Annotated in this window: 13 protein-coding genes and 1 pseudogene; 8 read left to right on the top strand and 6 right to left on the bottom strand. The window is 43.2% G+C overall.

All coding sequences use genetic code 11. The annotated features are described in order from the left end of the window. Positions 1-183: 183 nt before the first annotated feature. A pseudogene (locus MJ770_RS15595) lies at positions 184-1,183 on the bottom strand (IS30 family transposase). 1,014 nt (positions 1,184-2,197) lie between these two features. On the opposite strand from MJ770_RS15595, the gene MJ770_RS06060 reads away from it, so the two are divergent. The 3 genes from MJ770_RS06060 (at position 2,198) to MJ770_RS06070 (ending at position 6,301) form a co-directional block, all read left to right on the top strand. Then, positions 2,198-2,647, top strand: a complete 450-nt coding sequence (locus MJ770_RS06060; protein ID WP_239250715.1) for a universal stress protein — start codon at positions 2,198-2,200, stop codon at positions 2,645-2,647. Positions 2,648-2,773: 126 nt separating this feature from the next. Continuing rightward, a complete protein-coding gene (locus MJ770_RS06065) occupies positions 2,774-4,411 on the top strand; it encodes a SulP family inorganic anion transporter (RefSeq protein ID WP_239250716.1) in 1,638 nt (545 codons plus the stop codon). Positions 4,412-5,164: 753 nt separating this feature from the next. After that, a complete protein-coding gene (locus MJ770_RS06070; protein WP_239250717.1) occupies positions 5,165-6,301 on the top strand; it encodes an acyltransferase family protein in 1,137 nt (378 codons plus the stop codon). A 512-nt stretch (positions 6,302-6,813) separates the two neighbouring features. On the opposite strand, the gene mgtE is transcribed toward MJ770_RS06070, so the two are convergent. Then, positions 6,814-8,268, bottom strand: coding sequence for a magnesium transporter (mgtE, locus tag MJ770_RS06075; RefSeq protein ID WP_239250718.1), 1,455 nt, complete (start codon positions 8,266-8,268; stop codon positions 6,814-6,816). 900 nt (positions 8,269-9,168) lie between these two features. Between mgtE and sucC the strand changes: the two genes are divergently transcribed. The 3 genes from sucC (at position 9,169) to galE (ending at position 12,608) form a co-directional block, all read left to right on the top strand. Continuing rightward, a complete protein-coding gene (sucC, locus tag MJ770_RS06080; protein ID WP_239250719.1) occupies positions 9,169-10,344 on the top strand; it encodes an ADP-forming succinate--CoA ligase subunit beta in 1,176 nt (391 codons plus the stop codon). Then, entirely contained in the window at positions 10,344-11,225 is an 882-nt protein-coding gene (gene sucD / locus MJ770_RS06085; RefSeq protein ID WP_239250720.1) for a succinate--CoA ligase subunit alpha, read from the top strand. Before sucC ends, sucD begins: the two co-directional genes overlap by 1 nt. A gap of 375 nt (positions 11,226-11,600) precedes the next feature. Then, positions 11,601-12,608, top strand: a complete 1,008-nt coding sequence (gene galE, locus MJ770_RS06090; RefSeq protein ID WP_239250721.1) for a UDP-glucose 4-epimerase GalE — start codon at positions 11,601-11,603, stop codon at positions 12,606-12,608. A 124-nt stretch (positions 12,609-12,732) separates the two neighbouring features. On the opposite strand, the gene dksA is transcribed toward galE, so the two are convergent. The 4 genes from dksA to MJ770_RS06110 form a co-directional block, all read right to left on the bottom strand. Next, on the bottom strand, positions 12,733-13,152 hold the full coding sequence (gene dksA, locus MJ770_RS06095; RefSeq protein WP_239250722.1) for an RNA polymerase-binding protein DksA: 420 nt from the start codon (positions 13,150-13,152) through the stop codon (positions 12,733-12,735). Positions 13,153-13,436: 284 nt separating this feature from the next. Then, positions 13,437-14,021, bottom strand: a complete 585-nt coding sequence (locus MJ770_RS06100; RefSeq protein WP_239250723.1) for a Maf family protein — start codon at positions 14,019-14,021, stop codon at positions 13,437-13,439. Between the two features lie 377 nt (positions 14,022-14,398). Beyond that, positions 14,399-15,646: an alginate export family protein gene (locus tag MJ770_RS06105; protein ID WP_239250724.1), complete on the bottom strand. Its 1,248-nt coding sequence runs from the start codon at positions 15,644-15,646 to the stop codon at positions 14,399-14,401. 292 nt (positions 15,647-15,938) lie between these two features. Further along, positions 15,939-16,370, bottom strand: coding sequence for an OsmC family protein (locus MJ770_RS06110; RefSeq protein ID WP_239250725.1), 432 nt, complete (start codon positions 16,368-16,370; stop codon positions 15,939-15,941). Positions 16,371-16,660: 290 nt separating this feature from the next. On the opposite strand from MJ770_RS06110, the gene rpsU reads away from it, so the two are divergent. Together rpsU and MJ770_RS06120 are read left to right on the top strand one after the other, a co-directional pair. Further along, positions 16,661-16,873 carry a 30S ribosomal protein S21 gene (rpsU, locus tag MJ770_RS06115; protein ID WP_239250726.1) on the top strand — a complete coding sequence of 71 codons (213 nt, stop codon included), beginning with the start codon at positions 16,661-16,663 and terminating at the stop codon, positions 16,871-16,873. A 71-nt stretch (positions 16,874-16,944) separates the two neighbouring features. After that, positions 16,945-17,403 (top strand): GatB/YqeY domain-containing protein, encoded by a 459-nt coding sequence (locus MJ770_RS06120; protein ID WP_239250727.1) that lies wholly within the window; start codon positions 16,945-16,947, stop codon positions 17,401-17,403. Positions 17,404-17,580: the final 177 nt, after the last annotated feature.

Here is a 17,580-nt window from a genome sequence, read left to right on the forward strand (position 1 = left end):
CCCCACCCTTTGGCAAGACTTTACTGTCAGATTAAGTCTGAACTACTACATTTTATATACGATGCATAGTTCATTGCGGTTATGTAATGTTCTGCCTACTAAACAGTTGAATGAAGTATCACCCCCAAGGCGATATTACTAAAAAAAATAATTTAATATCTGTTGGATTATTGAACCGCGGATTCAAGTTCGAAGTGCAACAGCCAGAGGTTGTTTGGTGTAGCGTAATTCCACCCCGAATAATACCTCATGCGGGGTTCTAAATCCGAGTACTTTTCGAGGTCGGTGGTTGATCCGCTCTACCGCCTCCTGCACTTGTTCCTCGGTGATGTCTGCCAGCTTCATGCTCTTGGGGAAGTACTGCCTCAAGAGCCCGTTACTGTTTTCGTTCAATCCCCGCTCCCAGGAGTGATTGGGATTGGCAAAATAAATGTCTGCTTTTAGTTCCACTGCCATTTTCTCATGCTCCGCAAACTCCTTGCCATTATCGAAAGTGATGGAATGGCACTTATCCTTGTAAGGCGTCAGCAGGCGCGTTGTCACAGCTGTGACCCCAGCAGCATGCTTACTTGCTGCGTATATGCCCCGCTAATACATAGCGCGATTTCTTTTCGGCCAGTGTAACCAGTCCACCTTTGTGATTCTTGCCGATGACGGTATCACCCTCCCAATCACCCATGCGCGTCTTTTGGTCAACGATTTCCGGACGTTCATCAATGCTGACACGATTCGTAATCATGCCTCGCCGCTCTTGCCCACTTGCATATCGCTTGCGGCGTGGTTTATGACTGCGCAAATGTCGGTGCAGGTCTCCACCATTTCGTTTGTCCGTGTAGAGGTGTTGGTAAATGATCTCATGGCTAATCTGCAAGCCACCTTCTAATTCAAGCCGATTTGCGGCCTGTTCCGGGCTGAGGTCTTCCCGGATCAACCGCTCGACTTCCCCCCATTCATCCGATGAGAAGCACTTGCCGTTCGCCAAGGCTTGCCGGCGCTCATCTCTGAACGACTGCGCCTGCTTGGGTCGCCAGCCGCGTTGACCTTTGTTTCGCCTGAACTCTCGTGAAATCGTCGACTTGTCCACACCTATCTTTTGGGCAATCTGAGTTTGATTCAAAACAGCTTGTTTCAATCCGTAAATCTGATATCGTTGCCCGATGGTGAGCTGCTTATATTTCTTCATCTGTGCTCCTTTTACTTGGTCGTTTAAGTGGCTCCGATATTAACGCAGCTCGCCACCTAAGTTCGCTTACAAAAGTTGCACTTCAGAGTTGAATCCGCCTTTTTATTTAGACCGTGATGGTTGCGATGCAATAGACCAATTGCGCCGTTTGCTGGCTGATGTCAGTATTGGCCGTGTGGGATTGTAGGGCACATCAAAAATCCAATTTTCGTCACAACATGACGTTATTCGAAATTATTTATTTTCCTAGATATCAAATATATGCTGCGTTCAATTTTTTAATGCGCTTTTTTCCTTGGCAACGAGGTAAGCAGGCAAGCAAGCTTCTAAGCGGCTGCTCGCAAAATTGAATCTTTAGAGGCGCCCTGTAGACAATCGGCATTGTGACTCTCAATATACATAGCGTTCATGGGCCAATTTTCCAACGACTCAATGGTTCTCTGCTTGTAAGCAGTCTGATCGTGATAGCAGTTTTTATCAAGCATCGTATCGGCAGTTCTGAAGTGACTCATCTTTGCTGTCCAGCTAAAGTGATGCCCAGAATGTCCAGTTTTTATTTGCTGTTGCTAGTATTTGTATACTTAAAACCAGTGGCTTTGCAGCAGAAATGTTATAGACTATCATCGTAATGACTACCCATTCTGGTTTGGGTGTTGCTATATTATTTGGGGCGATTCTAGACGCAGATTATTTGCTGTCCTTTGTCCGCCTTGTTTTCTTTGAACCAATTGTTCATGTTTAATTATTTAAGAGTAGGGACTGTGTCCTCGAGAATTTTGACGTTATCGTTATATATACCGGCATAATTGATACTGTTTTGGAGAGCTCTGTCCTGATCTGGATATCTATGAAATTGCTGCTAAATCTTTATCAGGTAGGCTGGTTCATTTAAAACAAATTCTCTTTGGACAGCGAGTGCCGCTGACAAAAGCTTTACCGCTATTTTGACAAAGGATCTTTCAAAAGATTACTGTCTGAGTTGGCGTTTTATATATTGATTTAAGGATGATCAAAATGGATCCACTAAAAATAGTAGTTGCCATGCCAGCCGAAGAAGAGTTTATGCCAAGTATTTCGAGGTGGGGGCATGAGTATGTCTGGACCAAAAAGGTGGTATATTTTGTTCATGTTGTCAGGGAAGATGTTTATATTAGCGATAGGGGCGTTGAAAAAATCCTTAGCAAGGAAGAGAAAGAAAATATGAGGCAACATACGCTTGATTTCATTAAAAATAAAGCAAGTGAGATGATACCTTTATCGGTGTTTAAAAAAGCACAGTTTGAAGTTATATTTGCGCAAAATCCCGCAGATAGGCTGGCTAAATATGCTAAAGAAATTCATGCAGGTATGATTGTAGTAGCAACAAGAAATAAGAAAGGTTTTGCTGGATTTTTCCTTAGCTCTTTTGCAGACCGCATTATAAGCCTGTCACCTTGTGATGTATTGGTTTTAAGACCAAAATAAAACAACTGCAGTTAGCTATGAGATATCATTTCACTCTTAACAATTCGCTAGCTTTCATCCACGCTTTTCCCCAAGTGTCGTGAGTTTAACGCGATGCTATTTACATAAAATTTTGGAAACGAAATAATGCCTCAGCTACCTGTCACACACTATTTTCGACACCTAAAGGATGATTTGCCTGCAGGTATCGTGGTATTTTTAGTGGCTCTTCCGCTATGTCTTGGTATTGCTCTGGCGTCTGGAGCGCCTCTATTCGCAGGTCTGATAGCAGGATTGGTCGGTGGTCTGATTGTTTCTTGGCTAAGCGGTTCACAACTGAGTGTCTCAGGCCCAGCAGCCGGTTTAACTGTGATTGTTTTTAATGGTATTGAAACTTTGGGTAGTTTCCAAGGATTTTTGCTTGCCGTGCTGCTCTCGGGCATTATTCAGCTGATAGCTGGTTACCTCAAAGCAGGAATCATAGGTGCTTTTTTTCCTTCAGCTGTCATTAAGGGAATGTTGGCTGCCATTGGCTTGATTTTAATTATTAAGCAGATCCCTCATGCTACTGGTTATAGTGAACAATTTGGGGGCCCTGAAGCCTATAGAAATGTAGATGTACATGAACTTTTTTTTCCAATATTAGATGCATTTAACTCCATATCGTATGGTGTATTACTGACATCTGTAGTTGCCTTACTGATACTAATAATTTGGGAAAGGCCATGGATTAAAAATCAGAGATTTTTAAAATTGATTCCTGGCGCATTAGTCGCGATAGCATGGGGAATTCTCTATAATTTAGCTGCTGAGAGATGGTTTCAGGATTTGGCAGTAGGTTCAATTCACTTAGTGAATATTCCTGTCTCAAATAGTACTAGCGAGTTCTTAGATAACTTCTTACTCCCAGATTTCAGTTATTGGACTAATCCTCAAGTCTATGTTGTTGCAGCAACATTAGCTATTGTTGGTAGTCTCGAAACATTGTTAAGTCTGGAAGCAGTAGATAAGCTGGATCCTTTAAAACGCACTGCACCTACAAACAGAGAGCTTAAAGCGCAAGGAGTTGGAAATATGATTTCCGGATTTATCGGCGGTTTACCAATTACTGCTGTTATTGTGCGGAGTTCAGCCAATATTAACGCGGGTGGTAAAACTCCTCTATCTTCTTTTATTCATGGTTTAGGTCTATTGCTGAGTGTCATGTTCTTTGCGAACTACATAAATTATTTCCCACTTGGCTGTTTGTCAGCCATTCTGCTGCATACGGGTTTTAAATTAGCTAAACCTGCTTTATTCAAGGAGTTTTATCGAAAGGGCTGGAGTCAACTATTGCCGTTCATTATTACAATAACAGCGATTTTAACAACCGATTTATTAATAGGCATGTCAGTCGGCATAGTATTTGGTTTGTTCTTCGTTATTAAAGCTAATTACCGAGATGCCATTACTCTGATTCAAGATGATTCACACTATATATTAACGTTTCATAAAGATGTTTCCTTCCTCAATAAGTCGTTATTGAGGAAGCTACTTGCGTATGTCAAACCAAACAGTAAGCTCGTAATTGATGCAAGCAAATCTCATTTTATTGATCATGACATTGTGGAAACTATTGATAGCTTTTTAGTATCAGCACCCAGTCAGAATATTTCAGTTGAGGTTTGTGATATATACGGCAAGGAGAAATTAATAAAACGCGATGAGTTCGTTATATTACATGACCACCATGATATAAGCCCATCTGGAAAGAAGGTTCTGCTCCAGAAGAAGACAAGCGAATAATGAAAAAGCTACGGTTTTCATTTCGGTAGTAATACGCATAGTTTTTTACTGGTAGTTCAACTTGAGGAGGCGATTTATAAGGACATATGTTTAGTCATCCTCTAGTTGCATCACTCGAACGGTGGCACAATCAGTGGGGCCAATAAGTGAGGCTTAGGACAAATGTCACTAAGTTATGCTTTTATAGACAGTGAAGAAGCTGACAATTGGTGAGCAAATAGAATAATTTGCTATGCAAAATACCACACCTCTATCTCCTTGGCTCTCATCTCCAGGCACTCCGTAGAAAACCTCGTTCAGTTAGCCAATACTGTCAGTATGAAAAAGCAAGGTTAAAGCAATAATCCATTAGTCAAACAAGTGAATGCTTTCAAAATTTTATTCCCAATCAGTATCTGCATCTCTCAGAGTCTGTTGCTCTTAGTCGTCCACGTTTCTTCAGTAAATGAGCGTTTTCTGGCTGGGTATTTTTAGATGTAAAGCGATGATGATGGATGTCAGGAAGTGACACGCAAGTTCTTGGCCTTAGCCGCGATAAAATCAAATCCTTTACCCTCGATCTACTGTGGCCTACTGCCAAGCACGCTGTAAAATATATGTAGTTTGAAAATAGTTAAAACGGCATCAACAACGGCATCTAAAGGCAGGCTATGATTTTTGCAAATAGGTATACTCGTTACTAAAATTTTTTAATTGTGCGTACTTTTGCATAAAAACTTGAATTGTCAGAGGTGCCGTTAAGAAATTCCAGTTATGAGTTCACAGACAAATACCGAATTTGCAGAAAACAAACCTCATTTACAAGTATTGACTGGGCTTCGCGGGTGGGCGGCTTTATGGGTACTGATTTTTCACGTTTATGAAACATCACAACAAGGCCATGTTATTTTTCCAGTTGGAACATGGAATATTGATTTAACACCTTTCTTTTCGTTAGGTTGGTCGGGGGTACAAATTTTCTTTGTACTGTCCGGATTTTTGCTTAGCTTGCCGTTCGCTCAATGGCAGGCAGGATTACGGGAGAAGCCAAATCTAAAACGTTATTTGTTCCGACGGGCCGTCAGGGTATTTCCAGCTTATTACTTTCAGTTAGCTGTCTTGCTTGGAGTGGCTTATTTACTGGGCCAAGCTAATCCAATTGCAAATATGGAATCATTTTTGCGACATTTGTTAATATTATTTGTGCCACCTCCCATAGGTATGGATCCGATCAATAGCGTGTGGTGGACTTTGCCTATTGAGTTCATGTTTTATCTGGCGCTGCCATTTTTGGCAGGGCTGATCAATCCAAGGCGCTTGTTGTTATTGCTGGTTTTTATGTTGACAAGTATGTGGTTATGGCGCGCTGGAACAATTCTATACACTGGCCCTGGTAATTTTTTGATGTCATCGCAGTTGCCTGGCTCCATGGATTCATTTGGCATGGGAATGCTCGGGGCAATGTTACACGTAAATAAAAATATCGTATCTACATGGTTGTCAAGGCACCATAACTTGATAGCAATGGCGGGCTTGGCTATCTTGCTCCTATGCCTGTATTGGATGCATTATGGGTGGTTGGATTATTGGAACCACAGCTTGATTTTTTATACTTGGACAACGGTATACAGCTTTGCAGCAATTTTGGTGGTAATCGCGGGCATAAATAGCAATCGGTTGATAGGTTGGTTGTTTGGAAATTCAGCTATCGTTTTTGCTGGTGTTGTTAGCTATAGCATTTATTTATGGCATGTTCCCCTGCTCAGGTGGCTTGCGGAGATTGGGGTATTTAACGCGCTTCAGGGTAGCAGGTTGTTCTTACTGCTGCTGGTTACTACGGTGGGGACGATTTTTGTAGCGTCAGGGTCATATGCGCTTATCGAACGGCCATTTATCCGTATGCGACGTTAAGACACCCAAAATACATTTTAAATAACAATAATAGTTTCAGTTCTAATATAAGGAGTAGTTTAAAGGCTAGTCTCTTGCTGGTCCTTTCTCACAAAGCTGTGTATGTGCTATAAAACGCATACGATTTTGCAATGTTCTTCCCGCCACAGCATACACATTTATCGTTGCCCCTGGTTTACAGATGAGACGGGGGGAGGTCGTACCTGCGCACTCAACCTCGAGCGCGGATGAAAAACGACAACTAGCATGACAGAGGAGGGGGCCTAAGCGTTGGAATACTACCCTTAAGCTGATTCGGCGCATTTGTTCACCGAGCTTTTTTGTTGCCCCAACCATGAGATAAATTTGAAGAAGTTCGCTTACGCACCAAGGTAGCCAAATCAAAATTTGATGGAATTTTTCTGATTGATTGGCATGCTAACGAAGTGCTAATGGTATTCAGTTATAACCACTTATCAACTCAAAAGCGTTACGTTTTTTGCCGTCCTATTACAAATTAGTAAATGTGTAATTCAATTGATCAAAAAGAGAGCCGCAAGACCAAGGAAAATGAAGAAACCACCACTGTCGGTAATAGCGGTAAGCAATACACTGGAACCGATGGCAGGGTCACGCCCCATACGCTGCATGAACAGTGGAATTAGTAAACCAGCCAATGCACCGAGGACTAGATTGAGCACCATGGCACCTGTCAAAATCACACCAAGCAGTACGCTTTTATAAAGGAGGTAAGCAAACAATCCGGCTATACCACCCCAAATCAAGCCGTTTAGTCCACCGATAGTAAGCTCCTTGCCAATCAAGCGACCTGTATTGGCTTGATTAAGTTGCCCCAGCGCTAGCGAGCGGATAATGATAGTGGCGGTCTGGTTTGCCGAGTTGCCAGCAACGCCTGCCACGATAGGCATCAGTGTCGCGAGCGCGACAAGTTTTTCAATGGTGTTTTCGAATTCGCTTATCACGCGTGAGGCAAAGAATGCAGTACAAAGATTGAGCGCTAACCACATCCAGCGATTTTTTACACTCTTCCAGACCGAAGCAAAAATATCTTCTTCTTCGCGCAAACCAGCCGTATTCAAAATGTCACTTTCTGATTCTGAACGGATATAGTCTAGTACCGCGTTCACGGTAACACGACCAACCAGTTTTCCATCTTCTTCTACCACTGGCGCAGAAACTAAGTCATAACGCTCAAATGAGTGCGCCGCTTGCTCCGCCTTGTCATCCGAATGTAATTTGATAGTGCTCGTTAGCATGAGTTTGCTTACGAGCACTTCAGGTTCGTTCACCAGCAAGCGATTAAGGGGCAACACACCCTTAAAAATATCATTTCTATCCACCACAAATAGTTGGTCAGTATGATCTGGCATCTCGTCGAAACGGCGCAGATAACGCGACACAACTTCCAGAGTGACGTCCTCGCGGATTGTCACCATATCGAAATCCATCAGTGCCCCTACAGCATCTTCCGGATAGGACATCGCCGCGCGCAATTGCTCGCGCTCTTCAATGGCGAGAGACATAAATATGTCGCGCAGCACCGAATGCGGCAAATCATGCGCCAAATCAGCGATTTCGTCAGTATCAAGCTGTTCCGCAGCCTCGCGCAGCTCCTTGGGACTCATGGTGGCAATTAATGATTCACGCACTGAATCGGAAACTTCGATCAAGATTTCACCGTCACAATCGACATTGACCAGATCCCATACCAGCAAGCGCTGCTCGATAGGTAGAGCCTCCAAGATAAAGGCGATATCGGAGGAATGTAGTTTGCTCAGTTTATTTTGCAGTTCTGCCAAGTGTTGCTTGTGCAGGATATTTCTCAACAGCTCGTGACGTTTTTGGCGTGGCACTACCTGTTTGCGTGCCAGCATTTCGACCAGAGCGTGCTTATCCAGCAGGCTTTGTACCTGATGTAGGTGTTCCTGTACGTTTTCAGCGTAATGGTGTTCGCGGTTTTGGGTCATGATGCGCTATATGAAAGTCAGCGACTATTGTAAAGAGGTTGGATGATGGATGTGTGAATAATATCGGTTGTACTATGTTCATACTACCAATCTGAACTTAGTGAATTTCAGCGAAAGTTACCAATGTAATCGAAACTTTGCGTGATGCATTGTCTCCAAAAGAAAAATTTGATTCGATTACATTTCGCTTTCAGCACTGTTTAACGTGAAAGTCCACGATTTCCTTGCAAGCAAAAGGTTGACTGTCGTCATTCATCGAATTTTATAGAACTCTGATCAATCGAATTTTGGGATGTAGGTAAATCTAATCAATATCTTATCCGTTGTGGTGTTCTACGTTGAGCGGAAAGCGCTTCATAATTCAGCAGCGCTATCTCGGTAGTGTTCAGCTGAGCAAGGATTGCGACACATGGTGCATTACCGTTTGTGTGCGATAGTGACAATAATGGATCGCATGCGACTGTGGCACATGAGTCATGCTTGAAATTTCGAGTGAAATACGGATTGGGTGTGACTGGCGGTATAGACGAATTCGAAAGCAAGCGGCGGATAAAAAAAATTGCCTTTTGTACGCATCCAAATTTACAGCTGGCTTGTCGATTCAGCTACGCGGAAATTATCTAGAAGGTCTGATCCATTTCGTGTGCCGTAAATGTCTCGTAGATACATATTTTGAGTATATTTTTACGTGTAGTTCGGATTCCGCTGTGGTTGTATGTTTCGTTTTAAATCAATATATTGAGTTGCATAATATTTATTTAAATTAATGCTTATATTAAAATATCAACGATTATTAAAATTAAATCAATATGTTGTATTTCAGAGTGAGCGCTATTTAGGTAGTATTGAGTCTGTAGCGTATCGTCTAGGTAGCGCACGAAATAGGGTATTGAATCAATCATGAAAATTCACGAATATCAGGCCAAGGAAATCCTCCGTCAGTATGGCGTGCCGACCCCACAAGGATCGGTGTGCTTCAGCGTGGAAGAGGCCATTGCCGTCGCGCAGCAGCTGGGTGGCTCAATGTGGGTGGTGAAGGCGCAAATTCATGCTGGTGGGCGTGGCCAAGGTGGTGGAGTTAAGGTGGCAAGGTCGGTGTCGGATGTTGGTATGCATGCTGCACAGATTCTTGGCATGAAGTTGGTTACGCACCAGACAGATGTTGATGGACAATTAGTTAAATGCTTGCTAATTGAGGAGGGGGTGCGGATTTTCAAAGAGTATTACGTAGGGATGGTAATAGATCGTAGCAAACAGTGTGTCGTGCTTATGGCCAGTAGTGAGGGAGGAATGGAAATCGAGACAGTTGCTGCACATTCGCCTGAGAAAATTCACAAGATATGGATAAACCCTGTGACAGGACTGATCGATACTGAGGCAAACTCTGTAGCGCGACTGATTGGCATCCCGAATGCAGCGCTTGCTCAGGCTCGAGCTTGTTTGCAAGGCTTATACCAGACATTCGTGGAAAAAGATGCAATATTGGCGGAGATCAATCCGCTGGTGTTGACGGTGGATCAGAATTTACTGGCGCTGGATGCGAAAATTAATTTCGATAGTAACGCGCTATTTCGTCATCCAGAGATTATGGCGCTACGCGATCTGAATGAAGAAGACCCAGCCGAAGTTGAAGCTTCAAAATTCGACCTTAGCTATATTCCACTGGATGGCAACATCGGTTGCCTGGTGAATGGTGCCGGGCTAGCCATGGCGACTATGGATATCATCAAGCTGTATGGCGGCCTACCAGCAAATTTTCTTGACGTAGGTGGTGGGGCCAGTAAGGAAAAAGTAGCTGAAGCGTTCAAATTGATGCTGAAAAACCCGAAATTGCGCGCAATTTTGGTAAATATATTCGGTGGAATTATGAAATGCGATGTCATTGCCGAAGGCGTGGTGGCTGCAGCCCGCGAAGTGTATTTAAAAGTACCATTAGTGGTACGTCTGGAAGGCACTAATGTGGATCTTGGAAAAAAAATTCTGGCTGAATCTGGCTTGCCAATTATTTCAGCCGGTGATATGGCAGAAGCGGCAGCAAAGGTTGTTGCTGCGGCAGCAGAAGCAGAGAGGGCATAATGTCCATTTTAATTAACAAAGATACGAAAGTAATGACACAAGGTATGACTGGTAAAGTCGGCCAGTTTCATACTTTGCATTGTAAGAATTATGCAAATGGAGCGAATTGTTTTGTCGCAGGCGTGACGCCCGGCAAGGCCGGACAAAGTTATGAGGGCATTCCAATATTCAACAGTGTAATGGAAGCAAGCTCGCAAACCGGAGCAACAGTCTCAGTGATTTATGTGCCACCTCGCTATGCAGCAGCAGCGATAGATGAGGCGGTGGAAGCTGGGCTAGAGTTGGTGATCTGCATCACAGAAGGCATTCCAGAGCATGACATGCTACGTACTCGTTACAAAATGCAGGGTAAGAAAACGTTACTGATAGGTCCTAATTGCCCAGGACTGATTACACCGGACGAAATAAAAATTGGCATTATGCCTGGGCATATTCACCGTAAGGGCCGCATTGGCGTGGTATCCCGCTCGGGAACGTTGACTTATGAGGCAGTCTGGCAGCTGACCGAGCTGGGCTTCGGGCAGTCGTCCTGTGTCGGGATAGGTGGCGATCCGATCAATGGCATGAAGCACTTGCAGATAATGAAGTTGTTTAACGATGATCCAGAGACCGACGCTGTGGTGATGGTGGGTGAAATTGGTGGTAGTGATGAAGAGGAGTGTGCGCGCTGGATCAAGAGCAACATGAAAAAACCCGTGGTTGGCTTCATTGCGGGGCTTACTGCGCCGTCCGGTAAGCGTATGGGCCATGCTGGCGCTATTATTTCTGGGGGGCAGGGCGGGGCCGAGTACAAGCTGGCAGTAATGGAAGAATGTGGTATACACATCACACGTAACCCCGCTGAAATGGGCAAAATGATGAAACATGTTTTAAAAGGATAAGTCTCTGATCATGGATCAGTTATCCATTTCGTATTTTTGGGTGGGTGTCATAATAAAATAATCACTCCATATTTGGTCTTTTTGACAGCGAAATTTAAGAAGTTACGATACTCATGTAGCTTGCCTCACAAGCAAATTTGTAAAACTTTCTCATCAAAATACCTCTAAAATTCCAATTTTCGTCACAATACCGCGTTACTCGAAAAATGTTATCACTTCAATGTTAAATATATGCTGAGTTAAATTTTTTTACTCGAGCTTTGTCTTGCCTGGCAGTGGGATAAGCAGGCAAGCGGCGAAGCGGCTGCTCGCAAAATTGACTTTCTTTAGCCGCCCTTCAATCTGGAATCTTGCCACTGATAAAAAGGAAGAAGAATGATTTTAGTAACAGGTGGGACCGGCTATATCGGCTCGCATACGGTTGTTGAGCTGATGCTCGCTGGGTTCGATATTCTGATTGTTGATAATTTCAGTAACAGTAAGGCAACGGTTCTTGATCGTATTGAACGTATTGTTAGGCGTCGGCCAGGATTTGTTGAGGCTGATATTCGTGATCGGCAAGCTATGCAGTCACTGTTTGCAATGCATAAATTTGATGCGGTGATTCATTTTGCTGGTTTGAAAGCGGTAGGAGAATCTGTGGCACAACCATTACGCTACTATGACAATAACGTCTATGGTAGTTTGGTGTTGTTTGAGATGATGGCCGAGGCACAGATAAAAACGCTTGTTTTTTCTTCTTCTGCCACAGTTTACGGTGATCCTGCTACAGTTCCAATTTTGGAGAGCTTTCCGCTTGGTGCGACCAATCCATACGGTAGAAGTAAGTTGATGGTAGAGGAAATGCTTCGTGATCTTGCGATAGCTGACCCGTCATGGCGAATTGCGTTGCTTCGTTATTTCAATCCTGTAGGCGCGCATGCAAGCGGTTTAATTGGCGAGGATCCCTCTGATATTCCGAATAATTTGCTCCCTTATATTGCTCAAGTGGCGCAAGGTCAGCGAGATGTGTTGTCGATTTATGGGGATGACTATCCAACCATTGATGGCACAGGTATGAGAGATTATATTCATGTTGTTGATCTTGCCATTGGCCATGTCAAGACTCTTGAAAAGCTGGCTGATCAGACTGGGGTGACCGCCTATAATTTGGGCACGGGGCAGAGTAATAGCGTCTTGGAGATGGTGCGCGCCTTCGAGCAAGCCAGCGGAAGGGACATACCCTATAAAATAGTAGGGCGTCGTCCAGGTGATATCGCTACATGTTACGCAGACCCTACGCTGGCAGAGCGCGAACTGGGTTGGAAAGCTGAGCGAAGTATAGAGCAGATGTGTACTGACTCGTGGAGATGGCAGTCTTTAGGGAACCTCAATATATCTTAAATTTACCCTGTCGCTTTCGGTATTCTTTGCTGGATTGGACACTTCCATTTCAAGTTTAACGAAACGCTGGTGCCCATTCTCCCAATTTACAACAATATCGTGGATAGCTTAATGTGAAATATTATCAGGCGACTTGTCTTTCGCGAATCTCATCCAGCGTTTTGCAGTCTATGCAAAGTGTGGCGGTCGGTCGTGCTTCTAAACGGTTAAGTCCAATTTCTATGCCACAGTTTTCGCAATATCCATAATCTCCGCTATTTATTTTGGCCAGTATTTCGTTAATTTTCTTAATCAGTTTGCTTTCACGGTCACGATTACGCAGCTCTAAAGTCATTTCTGATTCTTGACTTGCGCGATCATTTGGATCGGCAAACACAGTGGCATCATCCTGCATGGAGTGTACCGTACGGTCAATTTCTTCACCTAACCCAAGCTTGATGCTGTTCAGAATGTTGCGAAAATGATCCAGTTGCTTAGGGTTCATATAAGTCTCACCCTTCTTGGCTTTGTATGGGGTAACGGGCTTTGTGGGTTGTGCCGACATCAAAATATCTCCAGAAACATACAAACAAAATTTAAAACTCGCTTTAATATCAGAAATACAGCACTACTGCAACTCAATTTTCCATTCTTGCTGCATGAATAAAGGCCTGTAAACCAAGCTAAATAACCAATAGCAGTTTGTAAAGAGTACTTCTAAAGTGAGTCATTTTTTCTGATTTATCAATAAGTAAGGTTCCAGTTAAATCAATTCGTTCAGCGCCTAAAGTAAAGCATAGTAACGAATCACATAAGCCGGATTGCAAGGCTCAATGTTAAATAAGGTAATTACAAGATTGAAACTCCCTGAGTTCTAAGCATGGACACCAATAAAATAAGTGGCAGTCCGATTAGAGCGGTAGGATCGTCACCATCCATCCGACTAATAAGTGCGATGCCCAAACCCTCTGATTTCGCACTACCTGCACAGTGATAAGGCTGCTCTTTGCGTAAATAGGATTCGATCTCGTCATCGCTGAAATTGCGAAAGCTTACGCAATTTGTCGCAATTTCAGTTTGAGTTTCGTCATTACGCGCATTCAACAGGGTCAGTGCAGTATAAAAATTCACGCTGTGTCCACGCATTGTACGCAATTGGCGTACAGCATTTTCATGCGTGAGCGGTTTGCCTAGTTGTTGCTCACCCAGTAATGCGACTTGATCTGAGCCTATTATCAGCGCATGTGGATAATGGGTCGCCACTGCGCGCGCCTTTTCTCGCGAAAGTCGCCATGCGACTTGTTTAGCACTTTCACCAGGTAAAGCAGTTTCGTCTATGTCAGGGGCAGCAATTTGAAATGGGATTTTCAGGCGTCCCAATAGCTCACTGCGATAAATCGATGTAGAAGCAAGAATAAGCGGCTGACGATTCAAAAATTCTCCTTGGTGGAGGGGCGTTTCTAATATGAGAAGTACTCCTGCAAAAAATTGATTATAACCCGCGCAGCATGTTATCACTATCTGCTAAGGCATTGCAGAGTGACTGATGGCTTCAGGTTTCTTGCAGCTGAGAGATTTTTGAGGAGGTTTGTCAAAAGTAAAAATTAGCGGCGAATCGGAATGAATGCGCATCCTGCCGCGCATTTGTGGGGCATTGTCGACATTCTGTAAGAATGCACTCGAAATAAAGTGCCGTCGATTTTTAGGCAAAATAATAGGGGCACAAAAATCGTGCCCCAATATTTTATGCTATACACCCACCCACAAAATACAAGCAGACGGCGTACATTTCACAACACTTACATAGGAAACTAGAAATTCATTGATCCATACAACCAGAACTTATCAACATCAGGAGTGCCAGAACTGGCGGTATAAGATGATTTTGCATTAAAGAATGCAGCTCTGGTTCCGATGGAATAAGTCTTGTTAAACGCTTTCTCCGCGATTAAATCTATTTCTGTTCCATATTTGCTATTGCCACTATCCGCTCTGAAGTCATGATAGTCGGCACCTAAAACAACGCCGTATAATTCTGTCCTTGCAGATACGTAGATATCTTGAAGGCCTTTGCCTGGTGTTACGAGAAACTGATCAGCCCATCCATTGTGTGCAAATAATGTAGCCAATGGAGTCTGGACCGATCGTCCATTATCGCTACCGAGTAATTCATAGCCTACTTTGAATTTGGCAACATTTACATCTACGCCACCCTCTAGGAGATAGTAGTCAGCACGGTAGTTATTGGGGTTGTTTTTATAGTCACTCTGAGTCGCATATTCTGCTGTATATAGAACCTTATATCCACCTATTGGAGCATCGCCTTTAAGCCTGATACCTAATGTTTTCGTTGAGTTAGCCAGACCAAAACCTGCGGCAGAGGAATCATAATCCAGGAAATAACCATAAGCAGTGATATCAGCAAAGCCTAACCCCGAGTAATTTACGTTAATGAGGGGGGACTGCATGTGATGGTTACCGCTGGGGTTGTCATCACCGAAGACACGGTTGACATTGGTAAGGTAAGCTGCCGAGATTGTTGTGTCTTGGAGTGTTTGGTTAACAGCTGTATAGCCATCATAAGTTTGCCAGTTTTGACGCCAAACGACGTTACCAATCCAACGGTGGTTGTCATATGTTATGACCTGACGACCAAGCTTTAATTTTGTTTGAGGCAAACCACTGTAACTAAAGTAAGCTTGATTGATTTCAGTGACTTTTGGATCGGCCACAACAGAATAATTGGTTCTGCCGTTAATCGTACTGTTGTAAGCGTTGTTAGCTGAAATATGCTCCATTTCAACCTTGGCACCGAATCCCATAAACTCTGCTGTCTCATAGCCCAAACGTAACCGGATAGTTGAAGCATTTGCGGTTTTCAGGTTATTCTTTTGATTAACATTCTCATAGCGGTATTGCAAATTGGCAGTAACTTTACCACCCGTTACGGCTTCAGTGAAACTGTCTGCAGAATATGCTGCAGGAGCCATAGCTAGTAATGCCAGTGGAGTAATGACTAATGACATTTTCTTTAATAATGTTTTATTTTTAAGCTTCATTATGGTTGCCTCCCTAATATATTATAGTGTTCGTTTAATTTACAAAACCTTCGCAAATTTTACAATGTCGCATGTTCCCGGTACGTTAAATTCAACAGATTTAATTAAACTTCTCAAGTTTTAACTGAAGTTACAAAAATGAAATAAATATGTAACAATTTGAATTATATAGAAATTCATAAAATCACAAACAATTTCTCGTAGCTTAGCGTAAGACAGTATATATCGTTAATATTGCTATTTGTTCTTAATTTGTAAGAATAAAATAAATATTAGAAGAAAGTTTGTTTTGTTAATTGCTGTAAGTTGTTTCCTGAACTACCTCAAAATCGTGTGTAATGTCCGCCGTCTTGTTCAGCATAATGGAGGCTGAGCAATATTTTTCCGCAGAGAGTTGGATGGCGCGACCGACTTGTTCGATCTTGAGATCTTTGCCGGTCACGATAAAGTGAAAGTGGATTCTGGTAAACACTTTAGGGTCTTCCGCAGCACGTTCGGCTTCTATTTTTACTACACAATTGGTTACTTGCTGGCGACTTTTCTTCAGGATGTGCATGACGTCGTATGTTGTGCAGCCACCTGTACCGAGCAGCACGAGTTCCATTGGGCGCGGCCCAACATTTCGACCTCCCCCTTCGGGAGGTCCGTCCATCAGAATGGTATGGCCACTATCAGTTTCGCCTAAGAAGGAAACATGCTCTACCCATTTGATACTCGCTTTCATATCGCTATTACCTTTTTGAAAATTTTCAGTTGGACATTACCATTTTCGTAAGTCATAAATTATCGAATATTTTAGGGCGTTCCTTGAAATATTCGCATACTTCTTAACCGATACCATAGCAGCCTTCTACATGATATAGAACTGGTAGCGTGTCCAATTGGAAGATGGAAGATTAGGGGGGGTTAGTCGTTTGCAATGCTCTGAAATAAAGAATTTCTAAATTCAGGTTGTGGAACAGGGTGATATTTTGGTAGAATCTCGCCCTTAATTTTTGTTGAAGGTGTTTGTTTATGACGACTGTGCGTGTTAAGGAAAATGAGCCGTTTGAAGTGGCTATGCGCCGTTTCAAACGATCAGTAGAAAAAACTGGTTTGTTAACTGAATTACGCGCTCGCGAATTCTATGAGAAACCTACTGCAGAACGAAAACGCAAGCTGGCTGCTGCCGTAAAACGGCATTACAAGCGCCTGCGAGGCCAAGTTCTTCCACCAAAGCTATATTGATCCTCAATTGTTAGCGGTTACGTGTTAATGCGGAGCCTGCTGTTGAATTTCCCCGCGAGATCGAACTCAACATGAATTTGACACAGCAAATCAGAGAAGATATGAAGACGGCCATGCGCGCCAAGGACACTGTGCGCCTTGGTGCTATACGTTTGTTGTTAGCCGCAATCAAACAACGGGAGGTCGATGAGCGCATCGAATTATCAGATGCTGACGTAATTGCAGTCATTAATAAAATGATCAAGCAACGGCGCGATTCCATTGCCCAGTTTGAAGCAGCAGCTAGGCATGAGTTGGCTGATATCGAGAAGTTCGAAATCAGTATATTGCAGATATACATGCCGCAGCCGATGACTGAAGCCGAAGTGGAAATTGCAGTCAACAATGCTATTGCCAGTAGCGGTGTTCAGAGCGCTCAAGAAATGGGTAAGGTGATTGCGTTGCTCAGGACAGAACTGGCAGGTCGCGTAGACATGAGCCAGGTCTCAGCGCTTGTGAAGGCGCGCTTATCTCCAAACATTGTAAATTAAACACTTAACGTATTGCTTGCTTTGAAGTAATGCGAATATATGTTGAATTCGCATCATAAAGATTTCGTTCACTACCTAATATCTACAGTCATTCACTCATCATAAAGATGATAGCTGCAGTGAAAATGAATCTGTCACGAATTACGTATTAATCCACAATTACATATTTTTCAGTGT

This window comes from Candidatus Nitrotoga sp. M5 (genome assembly GCF_927904885.1).
Lineage (GTDB): Bacteria > Pseudomonadota > Gammaproteobacteria > Burkholderiales > Gallionellaceae > Nitrotoga.